This window comes from Sporosarcina sp. Y1011, from assembly GCF_057669885.1.
The window spans coordinates 52,165-67,224 of sequence record NZ_JBYHFP010000011.1; the positions used below are offsets into that span (position 1 = coordinate 52,165).

Here is a 15,060-nt window from a genome sequence, read left to right on the forward strand (position 1 = left end):
AAAAAATTCTCAAAAACGATTTAATTAAAAGGTTTCATTCTTTGTTTCCCAATCGATTTTTTTTCTTAATGAATAGTGATTTTCATCCTGATAATGATAGAACATTTGGACCTTGGGAGTGACCTCCTTTACAATAATCGTAAAATCACTCTGATTTTACGCAGGAAAAACAGACTGAATTCTATCCAGAACCAACTATACAAAAGTGAAAAACCAAAAACAACTAAGAGAACAGGCATATTAATTGAGGAAGAGAACCCCGGACCGAAAATCGGAAAGCCCAATCCGTATAAAGGGATGCAAATCCCTATAAGTAATAGTGACCCATTTACAATTAAAATTGCCAAACGATGATGAAAAGTGAGAAACGTCCATCCAAGTCCTAATCCAAGTAGCCCTGTTGTGAAAGGGAAAATCACTAACTCACTAGGCTGAATCAATAATAATGAAAAAATCGTTAGTACATACGTTAGTAATCCGGAACGCAATGAAATCAATGTAGCTAGAAAAATAGGGAGAGATGCGAAGGGGCTAAAGAAGTAACCGATACCTGGTAAAATTCCCCCTGCCGATTGTAATACTGCTGCAAGTGCCGCCAACAATGCTGTGAAGATCATTGTTTTTAGAGGCGACCATTTCATAAAGATTCCATGAACATCCTTTGGAAAGGATGGTAGAAGTTTAATGAAATACACATACTCTCTCCTTTGTACTTAGTCATTCCCTATTATATAAACAAGAGGCAGGTATGTTGATTCACTTAAAATTACAAGTAAGTAACTTGATTAACCACAGAGCACTACGTTTATAGTTGAATTGCTTTAAATTGAAAGACTTCTCTATAGTATCCTTTAGTATACTATAGCACTTAAGAGTGCGTACTTATCTTTTTGTGGTACATGGTTTATAATGAAATGTGCATGAAATAAATCAATTACACAGAGGAGTCCTACACAATGACAATTAGAGTAAAAGCAATCATCGGTAGCAATAGTTCCACTTCATTCAACTTAAAGTTAGTTGAACATATGAGAAGCCGTTATGCAGGTCAATTAGAAATTACACCTGTCTTTATCAACGACCTTGAAATGTTTTCGGTTGATATAGAAAGTACACCACCGAAGAACGTCGTAGATTTCAAAAATAATGTGAAAGATTCGGACGCTGTATTATTTGCAGTTCCTGAGTATAACTTTTCAATTCCAGGTGTAATGAAAAATGCGATTGACTGGTTATCGCGCGGAGGCGATTTCACACTTCAAAACAAACCTGGATTCATTGTTGGATCTTCTATGGGTGTGTTCGGCAGTATTCGTGCTCAAATTCAATTAAGAGAAATTCTATCTAACCCTGCATTAGCACCAGTTCTTTTGCCAGGAAACGAGGTTTACGTTGGTTCAGTTCATGAGAAAATGAACGAAGCTGGAGAACTTACTGATAAAGCGACAATTGATTTCTTGGATACAGTTGTTTTTAACTTTATTGAATTCTACAAGAAACAATCTGTTTCTGCTAACGTATAATTTAAAAGCTAAAACAGACACTCTTTATAAAAGAGTGTCTGTTTTTAAATATTTATCAGTTTCAGTAGCTACTGGCCTCATTATAACTTTTAACTTTTTCAATATGGTCGGCATGAAGTATGCCCCATTCGTGCATAATTGCCAGAACCGGTTGTAAACTTTGACCATACTCTGAAATAGAGTATTCAACTTTGGGAGGAACTTGGGCATAGACGACTCTTTTTACAATATCCTCATCTTCCAATTCACGTAATTGTTTGGTTAACATTTTTTGTGTAATATCGGGCATCAACCGTTTCAACTCACTGAATCGCTGAGTGCCTTCGTTGAATAAATGCAATAAAATAATTGGTTTCCATTTACCTACCAAAATCCCTAAAGCTTCATCGACTTTACATTGTTCAACTTTCATCTCATAATAACCTCCATTAGTATACTTTTAGATACTATGACACATTTAAGTAGGTACTTCTCTTTATGACTTCTTTGCTTCATAATAACATATAAAGGACTTATAGAGGGAGGATATTTAAATGAGCGTTTTATCTAGGGGTATCAGAAGCGTCAGAAATGTAGTTTATCAGGAAAATTCACCGACCCATAAAGTGGGATTAGTCATTGAACCTGGTAACTGGGAAGAGACAGATCCATTTTTGTTGATGGCTGAAGATTTTTTCGAACGAGGCACTTTTGGACCGCATCCGCATCGCGGTATTGAAACGGTCACCTATATCATCGATGGAAATCTTGAGCACCATGACAATAAGACAGGCGGCGGGGAATTGCACCCTGGGGATGTTCAGTGGATGACAGCAGGTAAAGGGATTATTCATTCAGAAGAACCTGCGATTGGAGAAATAGTGAATTGTCTGCAATTGTGGGTTAATCTCCCGAGTGATAAAAAAATGACGGAACCACGTTACCAGAACATGCGTGCAGAAGATATGCCTGTTCGTCAAGAAGACGGTGCAACGATTCGTGTATTTTCGGGTTCTTCGGCTGATGTAATTGCTGATACGAAAAATCATGTATCCGTTACGATGGTTGAGATGAAATTAGAGCCGGGTGCTACTGTTATACAAGATCTTCCGGGAAATTATAATGGGTTTATCTATATAATAGAAGGAAAAGGTACATTCGGCAGTGACAGTACGGAAGGGAAGAAGGGTCAGGTTCTCTGGCTGGAACGAGGAGTGGACGGTGAGCAGTCTGAAGTGGGAATTCACGCGGGAGAAAATTTGCATGTTATCTTATATGCAGGTCAGCCTATCGGAGAAACAGTGGTTGCGCGCGGTCCATTTGTGATGAATTCAGAAGAAGAAATCATGCAAGCTTACAAGGATTATAGAGAAGGAAAATTCGAGTAATGTAATACGGAATCATAAAGTATGAAATATTCCAATAGATTTGCTATGCTTTTAGTAGAAATAAGAAAATGGGAGTTGCTGATATGGATAAAAAGGCGGAATATGTAGCGAGTTTTAAAGAGGCAATGGGGAATTACCCGACGGGAGTAACAGTCGTAACGGCTTTTGATGCGGATAAAAAACCGATGGGTCTAACGGTTAATTCATTTGCATCTGTATCTTTAGAGCCTTTGCTCATATTATGGTCAATTGACAAAAGAGTATCCACTTATAACGATTTTCTGAAGACTGACAAGTTTTCGGTGAATATTTTGGCGTCAGATCAAAGCGATTTATGTACGTTATTTTCCAGCAGAGTAGCCGATCGATTTAGCCAATGTGATTGGAAGGAGTCGGATTTGAATCTGCCGGTCCTCCCAGAGGCACTGTCCGTTCTGCAATGTAAAACGGTTCAACAAATCGAAGCCGGGGATCATACGATTTTTATCGGCGAAGTATTGGATATTCAGAATGAAAGTAAAGAACCTCTTCTGTATCACCGCAGAACTATCGGTCCAATTCCTAAAGATTTTTATAGCTAAGTAGAAGTATTGAATATTGTTCATAGTCTGAGCGCTGGAGGCCTACCTAAGCGCCTAAGCGTATTTGAAGGTAACATTTATTAGAACTTGCACGGCTATCCGTATAAATCACCGTTCGAAAAGGCCTGTCATCACTTGTTGATGACAGGCCTTTTTATTTTGCCAAGGAAACAGAAGTCTTGCTGACCCCTTTACGTGAGATGGCCAGCACGAGCACTAAACCAGCCGCCATCAGTACACCATCAAGCAGAAGCGGCATGCCCCAGTCGCCTGTGCTGTCCCGAAGAACGCCGGAGACAACAGGCGAAAGGACCGCTCCGATTTCTCCAATCAAATTAAGCATCCCGAACATGGACCCTCTGCTTTTTTCGGGCGTTAAGTCGGAAGCGAGTGCATGTGCAACCGGCTGCAATGCAAAAAAGAATAGTCCTGAAACGAATAAAATGATAGACATAACGACGGGACTATTATTACCCAACATTACATAAGCTGCGAATATAAAAATGGTTACGGTCAGTACGGCGGTAAGTATAGCGAGAATATTACGCCGCCCGTTTGGACGATCCGCAACCATGTCGGAAATCTTCCCTCCGAGAGGGAAACCGATGATACCGGCCAAGCCATTGAATGACGCAATCAGTGCAGCAGCCATCAATGCTCCACCGCCGAAATCTTTGACGATGGAGACGGACCAAAAGCCGTAAAACCATAGATGCCACATGACAGGGATGAAAAATAAGTACAATAAGAATAGGTTTTTATTAGCCAATAACGGCTTTATTTCAGATTTCTTCGTCATGTATAAATAAAGTATTAAGAGCGGACATAATGCCACAAGTATGATAGCGATTGCAATAGAAGACAAACCTAGTTTAACCGAAAAATAATAAATACCCATCACTATGACTAGAAAGACTGCGGAGTACATGGACATGTGCAGCAGCCCTTTGCTAAATTGTGTTTTAATGCCTGGCGAGGATAAATCTACAGGTACATTTGGATTATGTTTCGGCTTCATAAATTTAAATAGCAGGAATGCAACGACAAGCGTAATGATCCCAGTCACAAAAAAAGGGAAACGCCAAGCCTCCTCTCCCATAAATGGTTCTGCAATTGTTAAAAGATAGGGGACCCCGAGTGTACCGGCTGTTAGTCCGACAGATAATCCGGTAAGCGCCACGCCCATTCCCAATCCGACTTTTTCGGTAGGTGTATGATATGCGATATAAGAGCGGTCATTCGAATAGAATACACCTTCACCAAGCCCTAATAGAACCCTGAAAAGGATAAAGGCGATAAGGCCACCGACCAATCCGGTTAGCAAGGTGGCAATCCCTGCCCAGACAATACTCAAAATAATTATGGCACGATAGCCGAAGCGGTCTCCGAAGTAACCACCAGGAAACTGCATTAGCATGAAGCCAGCAAAAAACAAACTACCGATTAATCCGCCGATACCATGCGGATTTGCTACGTCTGCAAAAAAGGAAACTTCATTTTCAATCATATATGTAACAATCGGACCAGTGGCTACCCGGTCAACGTAAGAAACGAACCAGCCCAAAAATAATAATCCCCAAATCGTATGATACCTTTGCAAACCCTCTTTTTTCATTTCTCACACCTCCAATTCCGTTCTATATATAAAAATGCCTCTCTATTTTTGATAGAGAGGCATTCGATAGATTATCGCCTATTCATCAGTTCCAAACATCTTGTGCGATAGACACAACGTGGCGAACTTTTTCCCACTGTTGCTCTTCTGTCAAACGATTGCCTTCTTCTGTTGAAGCAAAACCACATTGGGGGCTTAAACAAAGTTGATTCAACGGAACATGTTTGGCAGCTTCCGATATTCTCACTTTTATCTGTTCTGGATCTTCCAAATCACCGAATTTAGAAGTGATTAATCCTAATACGATGTAAAGATCCGGACGGTTGACGTGGCGCAACGGCTCAAAACTGCCTGAACGTTCATCATCAAACTCTAGGAAAAGGCCGTCAACATCCAATTTGCCAAAGATAGTTTTGGATACATTCTCATAGCCACCACTTGAAAAATAGGTTGATTGGAAGTTGCCACGGCAAATATGCATCGTAATGAGCAAGTCGGCTGGTCTTTTTGCGATGGATTCATTAATTGCCCGAGCGGAAAGTTGAGCGATGTCATCAGGATCTTGACCTTTCGCTTTCAATGTCTCTCTTCCTTCTTCCGACAAAAGGGAAGCCCATGACGTGTCATCGATTTGAAGATAACGGCATCCTTCATCGTAAAGCGCCTGAATTACGTCTTGATAGGCTGTTACCAAGTCATTAAATAATTCTTCGTCACTTGAATAGATCCCTTCTTCGAATGTCGCTCTGTGGAGCAGCATATTCGGGCTTGGAATCGTGAATTTAGCAACCGCATCTCCCGCGACACTTTTCAGGAACTTGAAATGTTCAATCATATAATGATTGCTGAAACCGATTTTCCCTGTCACTTTGATGCCGTGTGCTCTCGTTTGAACGCCATTGAATTGAAGACCTTTATCAGTTTCGTAAAATTCAACGCCATCGAAGCCGGAAAGGAAATCGAAATGCCACCATTTACGACGGAATTCTCCGTCTGTCACAGTCTTCAGTCCGGCCTTTTTTTGATTTTCTACTAGCTTTGTGATTTCCTCGTCTTCGATTGTCTGTAATTCTTCGGCAGTGATTTCACCGTTATCTTTTTGAAGGCGTGCTTTTTTTAGACGCTCCGGGCGTAAGAAGCTCCCGACGTGATCCGCTTTGAATGGTGCAACTATTTCATTTCGTTCTTCTACTGTTTTTGTCAATTTATATTCCTTCTTTCTCATTAACTAGTATTTTTTTACGAGTACTTAATTACGTACTGCAACTTGGGTATATGCTTTTTTCAGTGCTTGCTCAAAATCTTCAATCAAGTCGTCCACATGTTCAAGGCCTACAGAAAAACGTAGTAGGCCATCCGTAATCCCACGTTTCTCCCGTTCTTCTTTCGGCATAGCAGCATGGGACATCGTAGCAGGATAAGAAAGGATTGATTCAACCCCGCCTAGACTCACAGCGAAAACAGGTATACGGACATTGTCAACAAATGCTTTTGCTGTAGCTCTATCTGGCAAACGGAATGACAGAACCGCTCCTGGACTAGTTGATTGTTTCGCATGGACTTCGTAACCTGGGTGACTTACCAACCCCGGATAAAATACCTCTTCCACTAAAGAGTGTTCATTCAAATATACGGCGATTTTTTGAGCCGATAAGGATGACTGAGTTAGACGAGCTCCAAGCGTTTTAATCCCTTGAATTAACGAATAGGAATCTTGAGCACCCAATATAGAGCCGAAAGAGTTCTGGATAAACGCCAATCGATTTCCAAGCTCCTCATCCTTCGTCACTGCCAAACCGGCAATAATATCGCTATGTCCAGATAGAAACTTCGTAGCGCTATGAACAACGATATCAACGCCAAGATCAAGGGGGCGTTGGTATAGTGGCGACATGAATGTGTTGTCGAGGAACGTCAGACAGTCATTCGCTTTTGCAAGTTCGACAATGGCTGCAATATCCGTAATACCCAATCGAGGATTGGAAGGTGTTTCTACATAAATTACTTTTGTATTCGGCCGGATTGCACTAGCGGTTTCTTCTAAATTAGCCAGATTAACAAATGTATGGTCGATACCGAACTTTGGTAGGACTTGGGTTACAAATCGGAATGTACCGCCATAGACATCTTCAGTAACAACGATATGGTCACCTGAAGAAAGGAGCATGAAAGCGGAGGAGATGGCAGCCATCCCAGAAGCAAATGCTAATCCGCGTTCACCGCCTTCCAATGAGGCTATTGTTTTTTCCAATGCATCTCTCGTTGGATTACCAGAACGGCTGTAATCATAGGGCCCGAATTCGTCAAAGCTTTCTTGATGAAATGTTGAAGATAAGTAAATAGGTACATTCACTGCACCCGTTTTCCGTTCGGAATCTCCACGTGTCGATGCGTGTATAAGTGTCGTTTGTAATCGTTCATTATTGAGACTCATTGTTGAAGCACCTCGCTTTTTAATGTTGAAAACACTTGCTTTAGATCCGCAATCAAATCTTCTACCTCTTCCACTCCGACTGAGAAACGTAAAAGACTATCGTCAACGCCCCGTCGTATTCGTTCTTCACGTGGTATGTCCGCATGTGTCTGTGTTGCTGGGTAAGTAATAAAACTCTCCACGCCTCCGAGACTTTCAGCAAATGTAATAAGTTTTAGATTCGCTAGGAAAGGTCCAACCCATTCACTATTTTGCAAGCGGAAAGAAAGCATACCGCCTTTCCCTGGATAGAGAACGTCCGCTACATTTGGTTCGCTCTTCAAGTAATTTGCGATGATCTTTGCATTTGCATCATGTTGCTTCATTCGTAAGTGCAGTGTTTTTAGTCCCCTAATGATTAACCATGAATCAGAAGGTGACAGAACTGCACCGATAGCATTATGGTTGGTTGCCAATACTTCACAGAGCTCCGCGCCTTTTGCGACTACAAGGCCGGAAAGGACATCGTTATGTCCTCCGATGTATTTCGTTGCGCTGTGTATAACAATGTCTGCGCCTAGTTCAATTGGTCTTTGGAAATAAGGCGTTAAAAATGTGTTATCGACAATCAGTAATAAATTATGCTTTCGGGCGAGTTTCGCGTATTGACGTATATCAAACTCCTGCATAAGTGGATTTGTCGGTGTTTCGATAAATAGGGCTTTTGTCTTCGCAGTTATCAATTTCTCAGTTTCATGGACATCAGTAAAATTCGTATATGTTGTTCCGATTGAATAGACATCGGAATACTGCTTTAATAGGCGATAAGTACCCCCGTAAATATCTTCCGGAACAATCAATTCATCCCCGGGACGGAAAAGTGACAAAACAAGCTGAATCGCAGCCATCCCTGAACTACATGCAAAACCAGCATCACCGCTCTCTAAATCTGCAATGCCTTCTTCTAAAATGGAACGGGTCGGATTTTTCGTCCGCGTGTAGTCATAGCCAGTTGACTGGCCTAATCCTTCGTGTTTATAGGCGGTCGATAAATAGATTGGTGGGTTCACAGAACCAGTTTTCGGATCACTGTTATTACCTAATTGTACTAGTATTGTTTCCAAACTTCGTCTTGTCATTGGATTCACTCTCTCCTTTTAAAATCAAAAAGAGGACCCTCTATAAGGAGAGGGTCCTCGAAATGTCGAAGTCAATCTCCTTATCTTCTAGGTAAATAGATACCTATTGGACTTAGCACCGTACCTATACAGGTTGGTTGCTGAGACGTCATCGGGCCAATCCCTCTGTCTCTCGTGATAAGAATAATATATGAAATTATTTGAATATACAATTTAGATTATTCTACCATGGCATGAATAATAAAACAAGAACCAGATTCCTAATGCCTTTCGCGAAGCAGCTGCATTCGTTGATTGAACAAACTAGGATAAGATAGAAATCCGAGTAAGACACTGGTTACTGCTGCGGTCGTTAATAAGAGAAAGATAATCAGCAATTGAAACTGAACAGCTTGAATCGGGTCAGCTCCCGCAATGATTTGACCACTCATCATACCAGGCAGTTGAACCAATCCCATCGTCTTCTGACTTTCGATTGTCGGAATCATACTAGCTTTGATTGAATTGATCAGTTGTCTATGAATGGCTTGTTTTGGCGTTCCCCCAAGTGACAGGATAAGTTCCGTTTCGTCGCGATGCGTTTCAACCTCTGCCGTAAAGCGGTTAAGGAAAAGGATTGACAATACCATCGAATTACCGATAATCATGCCGCTAATTGAAATGATATATTGCGCAGTTGCGGGTACAATCTGGAAGCCTAGTAAAATACTTTGGGTTAGCACTTCAACGAAAATTAAGGTGACTGCAATTTTCCATGTAATTCCCTTGATAGCTGTCCCTTTCTTTCTGGCATTTTGTGTCGCAGCTACAATCATCAAAGTAACCATTAACACGATATACAAAATATTTTCTGAGTCGAAGACAAATTTAAGAATGTATCCGACTGCGAGAAGCTGTATAATCGACCGGATTGTTGCAATGATTGTGTCCTTTTCTAATCCTAAACGGAGCGTCTTTGATAATACAAGGGGAATGATAACGAATATAAGGGTGATGGCTAATGTTAAATAAGTCATACGGAGGATACCCCTCCTTCTACAAACTGCCTCACAAATTCATTCGTCGATGATTTTAATAAGTTACTTTCACAGGTTTCGATGATTTGCCCTTCCATAACAACCCATGTGTAATCACCAATTGATAAGGCTTGTTCCAGATTATGTGTAATCCAGATGATTGTTGTACCATATTTCCGATTGATTTTGACGATTAATTCCTCGATTTCAGTTAATGACGATCGGTCTAAAGAAGAGGTGATTTCATCGAGCAATAAGATTTCCGATTTATTGATCAATGTACGGGCAATTGATACTTTTTGACGCTGTCCGCCTGATAATTCGTCGATTTTTCGGTGCAGAAATAGTTTGTCGAGGCCGACATCATCTAGAATTTCAACTGCATCTTGTTCTGGCAGTTTTTTACCTTGAAGTTCTAGGGGCAGTGCTAAGTTATGATAAATAGTACCCTTTATCATTGGTGCACTCTGAAGTGCAATGCCGACATGACGCCGTAGTTCAACAGGTTCATAGGTGGAAATGGGTTTGTCATGAATATAAATTTCCCCGGAAGTGGGGGATATCAATCCATTACACAATTTGAGCAACGTTGTCTTTCCCGCTCCCGAAGGACCGACGAGTGTCGTAATTTTGCCTTTTGGGAAGGAGCCCGTCACGTTTTTTAAAATATGTATATCCCCTATGGAATAGTCAACGTTATAAAAATGTAATGCAGGTTCATATAAATTGGACATGCTAATCGCTCCTAGATCTTCTTATTAATAATGATTCTAATCTAAGGGCTGTATTCATGCAAGGAACATTGATTCAAGCTCTTATAATTCATTAAATGTTTAGTACTATTCATATAGCGTTTTGTGCTATAGTGACGACTATATTGTGGCTTCTACTATTCCTTGAACTGTAAAGTAGACTTTTAACCAATGAAACTTAATGCTGGTTTAAAACGTATATGTATTGAACAAGACGACTTTTTTAAAAAAGAGAGGGGTCCAAACGTTTTGAGTTTGGACCCCGTTTTTTTCCAATATGAGATACTCGGTTGGTTTAATCGTATGGAGGTGCAATGATGGAGAGCAAAACTGAAACTGCAGTGTATTGGGCACTTCTGAGTCACGCACAATGGAACATGTATATCGCAGCGACAACAAAAGGGCTTTGTTATGTTGGTTCTTTAAATGCATCATCCGCGGAATTAGCTGTATGGGTGAAGAAACGGATTTCGGACCATATTCTAATTGAAGACGCCGACGTTTTGCAGCCGTATGCAGTTGAACTGATTGATTATTTGGAGGGGCGGCGAAAAGAATTTTCATTGCCGATGGATCTTCACGGTACGCCTTTTCAATTATCAGTCTGGAATGCATTGCAAGAAATCCCATACGGCCAGACTGTGTCATATTCAGATATTGCTGAACGTATACAAAAGCCAAGTTCGGTCCGTGCAGTCGGAACTGCGATTGGCGCAAATCCGGTATTAATGACCGTACCTTGTCATCGTGTCATTGCTAAAAATGGGAAATTGGGCGGTTTCCGTGCTGGTTTAGAGATGAAAGAGCAATTACTTCGACTGGAAAATCATTTGCAATGGTAGTGGAAGAAAGGCGAATGATAAAGAGATTGTATTATTATCTCTTTATCACCGTTTCTTTATTGGTTACATCGAGTACGTCAAGCAGGAATACAAACACTGGTATACCGATAATCAGACCCCAGACACCGAAGAAGTGTTGAGAAAAAATAAGTACAACGAACGTGTAAAAAACAGGTAAGTCGGTTTTGGAGGACATCAGTTTTGGATTTAATATATACGCTTCAATTCCATGAATAATCATAATCGCGATAAGGACATAAACAACTTTAAGTATTCCCCCGATTGTAAAGGCAATTAAAGTTAAAGGCACCAGTGAAATGATCACGCCTGCTACCGGTATAAGGCCTAAGAAGAAAACCATTATTGTCAAACCAACTATTTGTGGGAATCCAAGTACAATTAATATAATTACCGTTAAAAACGTATTAACAATTGCGATAATGAATTGAGCTTCAATTACTTTACCGAATGTGCGTGCAAACTTTTTTCCGAAGAATTCGATTTCATAATAAAAAGGAGCTATTTTGCTGTCTTTAAATTTGCTGGTGAATTCTATTAAGCGTGGTTTTTCCAATAGGAAAAACAAACTCAAAATTAAAGCAAGCAACACTTGAATACTCGTTTTGCTAATATCGGAAAAATATTTTACCAGAAACGAAAAACCGTTTTCCAAATAGGCAGCGATTTGATTGGTAGAAATGATGGATTCTAAATAGTTAAGCAAAACATTGTCATGAGGCTCAGCATAGAAGTTGGTAATGCGCTTAATAATTTGACTGATTTCCATTGTGATTAAAGGCAGATACTTTACAATACCAAACATTAATAAACTCACGATTACTGAATAGAGTAGAATCACCAACACCTTCCGGTTTAGGCGCACTCGTTTGACCGTAAATTCAACTAGTCGATTCATGAGGAAAGCGAAAATAAAGGTAAGTAAGATTATATTCATCATACTTCTGACGCTGAAAAGAATTAAAATAATTAAAGCAAAGATAATAATACGACGGGGTCCCTTTTTCTCGAAAATATCAAATAATCCACTCATCTGAACTGTAGCTCCTTCATTATTAGTTTGAAGTGATAAATCTTCCTATCATTCATATTAGTATTGACATAAATAATAGAGTTTACCATTCACTCGTAAAAGAATATGTATTATCTAGGCGAAGGAGTTTTAAACCAATTAGGTTACCTCCCTTTAGTGTTTGATTAATTATATGATACATCGAGCAATAAATGAAATTTTGGGGCATGTTTTAATGAGTGGAAATGGCTACTCAATAAGCTCAGAATGTTGCAACTGCATTATACCTCCTTTACCTTCATTAAATAACAGAAAACCATCCTTGCATATCTAACAAGGATGGTTTTACTTTGTTCTGCCAACATTTACTTTTTCGTAGAACGATATAAATCAACCATTGCCTTTTTTCGATCACCAAGAGTAGCAAAATCAAGAGATAACTCTTCATGAATGCCATTTTCATTAATGGTTCCTGTTCTAATTTTTTCGGACAACGTTTTACCCTTATTCAATTTATTACTATCATCTTTTTTCATGCCGATACCTCCTTTACTAATTGATTCTTTTTAATATGGCTCAAAAGCAATTGATTCATGTAGGATATATTTAACTAATAAATGGAATGATCAATAGGATAGGTGACATCCTGTTAACTTAAGCTGAATTTAGGATGAATAGTGTATACTTGTACCATTAGAATGTGTTTTGATCCTTTATTAAAAAGAAATTCTAATAACCCATTCCACGTCTGTTGATTAACTATTTATTTGTATAAAAAGCTAGAGAGAAGAGCTTGATATCAGCCATTTTTACTGGACTATTTCCGGCCCGCTTTCGGCAAATTAATCACGACAGTTTTACCGAGAGGCAAGGATGGCTAGAAGTGACTCCGTCACTTCTAGCCACACTCTTTTCGGATATCCTGTTGTGAATAATAGCCTGTCGCGTTCCTACAATATTCAAGTGAAAAATGCAGTTGCTCTGAAAGTAAGGAATAGTTGCCTTTCTATAGAGAGTGTAAGTGCCCGAAGATATAATTTCGGGCACATAAGCACGTCGTACATTGTATTCTCTGCTTTTCTCTATAAGAAAGCGACCCTTCCTTAAACTAAAAAAAGAGATTCGATAGTAGAAGGCTTGAGCGGCAAAAATTGTATCTTTGGCCGCTTCTCTCCAGGTGAGAAGCGAGCTATTCTTTCGTCCAGAAAAGCTTCGGAACTTCTTGTACTTGTGTTTTTGGAGAGCGACGGATGAACAACCACAATACGATTACCGAAAAAATTAAGTAGGGATGCGACGAAGTCGCATCCCTACTTATCAAAACATCTCGATAATGGTATAGAAGTTGTTCAATTCAAAGCGATCCAAAGACAACTATACACGTAGTATCCAGTGTTTAATTAAGTTATTTACTGGTTATTTTTGGTTAATAAAAAGCCGTGAAAGCATTAATATAAAATATGCTCGTTAATGTCTCACTCTAATTACTACTTTTATAAAGGGGAAATAAATTGATGCAAAGTGTTGAGTCAATCATAATCGATGACATCATTCAAGATATTGTTTTAGGAAAATATAAAGCGAATGACCAATTTCCATCAGAAAATGAACTTGCAGACCACTACCAAGTACCGCGGATCAAAGTCAGGAATGCCTATTTGAAATTGGAAGATATGGGTTATATATATTCGCAACAAGGAAAAGGTAGGTTTTTAAAACCTAAGCTGCAGCAAATTGAATTGCATTTGTCGGGAAGTTCTAGCTTTAGTGAAAAAATGAAACGTGCTGGATATGAACTGGTAACCCAAAACTTGGGATGTGAAAAAATCGCCTATGATCCGAGTATCTTTGCTAAGTTGCAAGTGCAGCAGGAGGATGAAGTATTTAAGGTTTCAAGACTTCGGATCATAGACGGACAGCCGTTAGCGCTCCATATTTCATACGTTGCAAAATCTGTTTTTCCTCGAATAGAAGTAGAGGGCGACCACATTCAGTCAATGTTTTCCTATTACGAAGATCAAGGATTTACTGATTTTGTCAGTAGTAAAAGTTACGTAACTATTTCGTTTCCGACGAGTGTCGAGCGAACTCTTCTCGAGTGTACTTCGCTAGTTCCTTTATTAATTATTCAAAGTGATTGTGTAGATGCCATTCAAAAAAACGTGCTAGAATATACAAAAATCATATACCGCAGTGACTTGTTTACATACGTTATTGCGAATGAATGAAGAACAAGCCCTCGTCAATTTGACAGGGGCTTTTTTTTGTTAATTTGCATTTACATTCCTTAATAATTACTTAACATCACGCCACTTGGCAACAAGATAAGATGAGGTTGTGAAGGAGTGAGATGATGAATCGACGCAAACGAACGAACATAATTATCGATGGCTCACGTAATTTTACAAGAGAATTGGTAAATGAAATTGAACGTAACTACGATATTCATGTTTTAGCTACCCCACAACAAGCGTTAGCGATGGTCAAGTTGAGAGAGACGGCCCAAAAATCACTATTTTACCTTGGAGAAGTACTTGTGACCGAAACAAAGGTTCAGATTAATAATACATTAGGCATCGGAATTATCGTGGGCGATGAAGAAGAATTCTCCTACCAGTTAGCCGTTATCGATGCAGCATATGAAGCAAACTTGGTTGAGACTGAAAAGTGGACATTGCTATTAGAAGATGAAGAAAAACGAATTCATGAAAACAGACTATTAAAAGAAGCATCCATATTAAAAACAAAAGTTAATTTTGAAATGATGGACGTTTAACTTCAT

General features: G+C 39.5%; 16 protein-coding genes and 1 riboswitch. Of the genes, 6 read left to right on the forward strand and 10 right to left on the reverse strand.

What is annotated here, in order from left to right:
* Positions 1-128 precede the first annotated feature (128 nt).
* A complete protein-coding gene (locus tag AC25Y5_RS12850) occupies positions 129-695 on the reverse strand; it encodes a hypothetical protein (RefSeq protein ID WP_488140643.1) in 567 nt (188 codons plus the stop codon).
* A 261-nt stretch (positions 696-956) separates the two neighbouring features.
* Here AC25Y5_RS12850 and AC25Y5_RS12855 point away from each other — a divergent pair, with 261 nt between their 5' ends.
* Positions 957-1,523, forward strand: coding sequence for an NADPH-dependent FMN reductase (locus tag AC25Y5_RS12855; RefSeq protein ID WP_488140644.1), 567 nt, complete (start codon positions 957-959; stop codon positions 1,521-1,523).
* 61 nt (positions 1,524-1,584) lie between these two features.
* Here AC25Y5_RS12855 and AC25Y5_RS12860 read toward each other — a convergent pair whose 3' ends face one another.
* Positions 1,585-1,935: a winged helix-turn-helix transcriptional regulator gene (locus tag AC25Y5_RS12860; RefSeq protein WP_488140645.1), complete on the reverse strand. Its 351-nt coding sequence runs from the start codon at positions 1,933-1,935 to the stop codon at positions 1,585-1,587.
* A gap of 121 nt (positions 1,936-2,056) precedes the next feature.
* Between AC25Y5_RS12860 and AC25Y5_RS12865 the strand changes: the two genes are divergently transcribed.
* Positions 2,057-2,890, forward strand: coding sequence for a pirin family protein (locus AC25Y5_RS12865; RefSeq protein WP_488140646.1), 834 nt, complete (start codon positions 2,057-2,059; stop codon positions 2,888-2,890).
* Between the two features lie 83 nt (positions 2,891-2,973).
* Positions 2,974-3,471: a flavin reductase family protein gene (locus AC25Y5_RS12870; protein ID WP_488140647.1), complete on the forward strand. Its 498-nt coding sequence runs from the start codon at positions 2,974-2,976 to the stop codon at positions 3,469-3,471.
* Positions 3,472-3,625: 154 nt separating this feature from the next.
* Here AC25Y5_RS12870 and AC25Y5_RS12875 read toward each other — a convergent pair whose 3' ends face one another.
* From AC25Y5_RS12875 to AC25Y5_RS12900, 6 genes are all read right to left on the reverse strand, one after another.
* Positions 3,626-5,086, reverse strand: a complete 1,461-nt coding sequence (locus AC25Y5_RS12875; protein ID WP_488140648.1) for an MFS transporter — start codon at positions 5,084-5,086, stop codon at positions 3,626-3,628.
* Positions 5,087-5,171: 85 nt separating this feature from the next.
* A complete protein-coding gene (locus tag AC25Y5_RS12880) occupies positions 5,172-6,290 on the reverse strand; it encodes a 5-methyltetrahydropteroyltriglutamate--homocysteine S-methyltransferase (protein ID WP_488140649.1) in 1,119 nt (372 codons plus the stop codon).
* Positions 6,291-6,335: 45 nt separating this feature from the next.
* Positions 6,336-7,520 carry a cystathionine beta-lyase gene (gene metC / locus AC25Y5_RS12885; protein ID WP_488140650.1) on the reverse strand — a complete coding sequence of 395 codons (1,185 nt, stop codon included), beginning with the start codon at positions 7,518-7,520 and terminating at the stop codon, positions 6,336-6,338.
* Positions 7,517-8,638 (reverse strand): methionine biosynthesis PLP-dependent protein, encoded by a 1,122-nt coding sequence (locus tag AC25Y5_RS12890; protein WP_488140651.1) that lies wholly within the window; start codon positions 8,636-8,638, stop codon positions 7,517-7,519. Before AC25Y5_RS12890 ends, metC begins: the two co-directional genes overlap by 4 nt.
* A gap of 77 nt (positions 8,639-8,715) precedes the next feature.
* Positions 8,716-8,822, reverse strand: a riboswitch (SAM riboswitch).
* Between the two features lie 76 nt (positions 8,823-8,898).
* The gene (locus tag AC25Y5_RS12895) at positions 8,899-9,654 is read right to left on the reverse strand and encodes an ABC transporter permease (protein WP_488140652.1); all 756 of its coding nucleotides are present in this window, start codon (positions 9,652-9,654) and stop codon (positions 8,899-8,901) included.
* Complete coding sequence (locus tag AC25Y5_RS12900) at positions 9,651-10,388, reverse strand: ABC transporter ATP-binding protein (RefSeq protein WP_488140653.1); 738 nt, start codon at positions 10,386-10,388, stop codon at positions 9,651-9,653. Before AC25Y5_RS12900 ends, AC25Y5_RS12895 begins: the two co-directional genes overlap by 4 nt.
* 335 nt (positions 10,389-10,723) lie before the next feature.
* Between AC25Y5_RS12900 and AC25Y5_RS12905 the strand changes: the two genes are divergently transcribed.
* A complete protein-coding gene (locus AC25Y5_RS12905; protein WP_488140654.1) occupies positions 10,724-11,248 on the forward strand; it encodes a methylated-DNA--[protein]-cysteine S-methyltransferase in 525 nt (174 codons plus the stop codon).
* A gap of 34 nt (positions 11,249-11,282) precedes the next feature.
* Here the strand turns inward: AC25Y5_RS12905 and AC25Y5_RS12910 are convergent, their stop codons facing one another.
* Positions 11,283-12,299: an AI-2E family transporter gene (locus AC25Y5_RS12910; protein ID WP_488140655.1), complete on the reverse strand. Its 1,017-nt coding sequence runs from the start codon at positions 12,297-12,299 to the stop codon at positions 11,283-11,285.
* Positions 12,300-12,643: 344 nt separating this feature from the next.
* Positions 12,644-12,814: a hypothetical protein gene (locus AC25Y5_RS12915; RefSeq protein WP_482103144.1), complete on the reverse strand. Its 171-nt coding sequence runs from the start codon at positions 12,812-12,814 to the stop codon at positions 12,644-12,646.
* 978 nt (positions 12,815-13,792) lie between these two features.
* Between AC25Y5_RS12915 and AC25Y5_RS12920 the strand changes: the two genes are divergently transcribed.
* Both AC25Y5_RS12920 and phnG read left to right on the forward strand, forming a co-directional pair.
* Positions 13,793-14,506, forward strand: a complete 714-nt coding sequence (locus AC25Y5_RS12920; RefSeq protein WP_488140675.1) for a GntR family transcriptional regulator — start codon at positions 13,793-13,795, stop codon at positions 14,504-14,506.
* 125 nt (positions 14,507-14,631) lie between these two features.
* A complete protein-coding gene (gene phnG, locus AC25Y5_RS12925) occupies positions 14,632-15,054 on the forward strand; it encodes a phosphonate C-P lyase system protein PhnG (protein WP_488140656.1) in 423 nt (140 codons plus the stop codon).
* Positions 15,055-15,060: the final 6 nt, after the last annotated feature.

Bases quoted from the DNA above. Each gene is read 5' to 3' on its own strand.
- AC25Y5_RS12895 (WP_488140652.1), bottom strand. From the start codon at position 9,654: ATGACTTATTTAACATTAGCCATCACCCTTATATTCGTTATCATTCCC.
- phnG (WP_488140656.1), top strand. From the start codon at position 14,632: ATGAATCGACGCAAACGAACGAACATAATTATCGATGGCTCACGTAAT.
- AC25Y5_RS12875 (WP_488140648.1), bottom strand. From the start codon at position 5,086: ATGAAAAAAGAGGGTTTGCAAAGGTATCATACGATTTGGGGATTATTA.
- AC25Y5_RS12915 (WP_482103144.1), bottom strand. From the start codon at position 12,814: ATGAAAAAAGATGATAGTAATAAATTGAATAAGGGTAAAACGTTGTCC.
- AC25Y5_RS12900 (WP_488140653.1), bottom strand. From the start codon at position 10,388: ATGTCCAATTTATATGAACCTGCATTACATTTTTATAACGTTGACTAT.
- AC25Y5_RS12890 (WP_488140651.1), bottom strand. From the start codon at position 8,638: ATGACAAGACGAAGTTTGGAAACAATACTAGTACAATTAGGTAATAAC.
- AC25Y5_RS12855 (WP_488140644.1), top strand. From the start codon at position 957: ATGACAATTAGAGTAAAAGCAATCATCGGTAGCAATAGTTCCACTTCA.
- AC25Y5_RS12910 (WP_488140655.1), bottom strand. From the start codon at position 12,299: ATGAGTGGATTATTTGATATTTTCGAGAAAAAGGGACCCCGTCGTATT.
- AC25Y5_RS12905 (WP_488140654.1), top strand. From the start codon at position 10,724: ATGGAGAGCAAAACTGAAACTGCAGTGTATTGGGCACTTCTGAGTCAC.
- AC25Y5_RS12920 (WP_488140675.1), top strand. From the start codon at position 13,793: ATGCAAAGTGTTGAGTCAATCATAATCGATGACATCATTCAAGATATT.
- metC (WP_488140650.1), bottom strand. From the start codon at position 7,520: ATGAGTCTCAATAATGAACGATTACAAACGACACTTATACACGCATCG.
- AC25Y5_RS12870 (WP_488140647.1), top strand. From the start codon at position 2,974: ATGGATAAAAAGGCGGAATATGTAGCGAGTTTTAAAGAGGCAATGGGG.
- AC25Y5_RS12865 (WP_488140646.1), top strand. From the start codon at position 2,057: ATGAGCGTTTTATCTAGGGGTATCAGAAGCGTCAGAAATGTAGTTTAT.
- AC25Y5_RS12860 (WP_488140645.1), bottom strand. From the start codon at position 1,935: ATGAAAGTTGAACAATGTAAAGTCGATGAAGCTTTAGGGATTTTGGTA.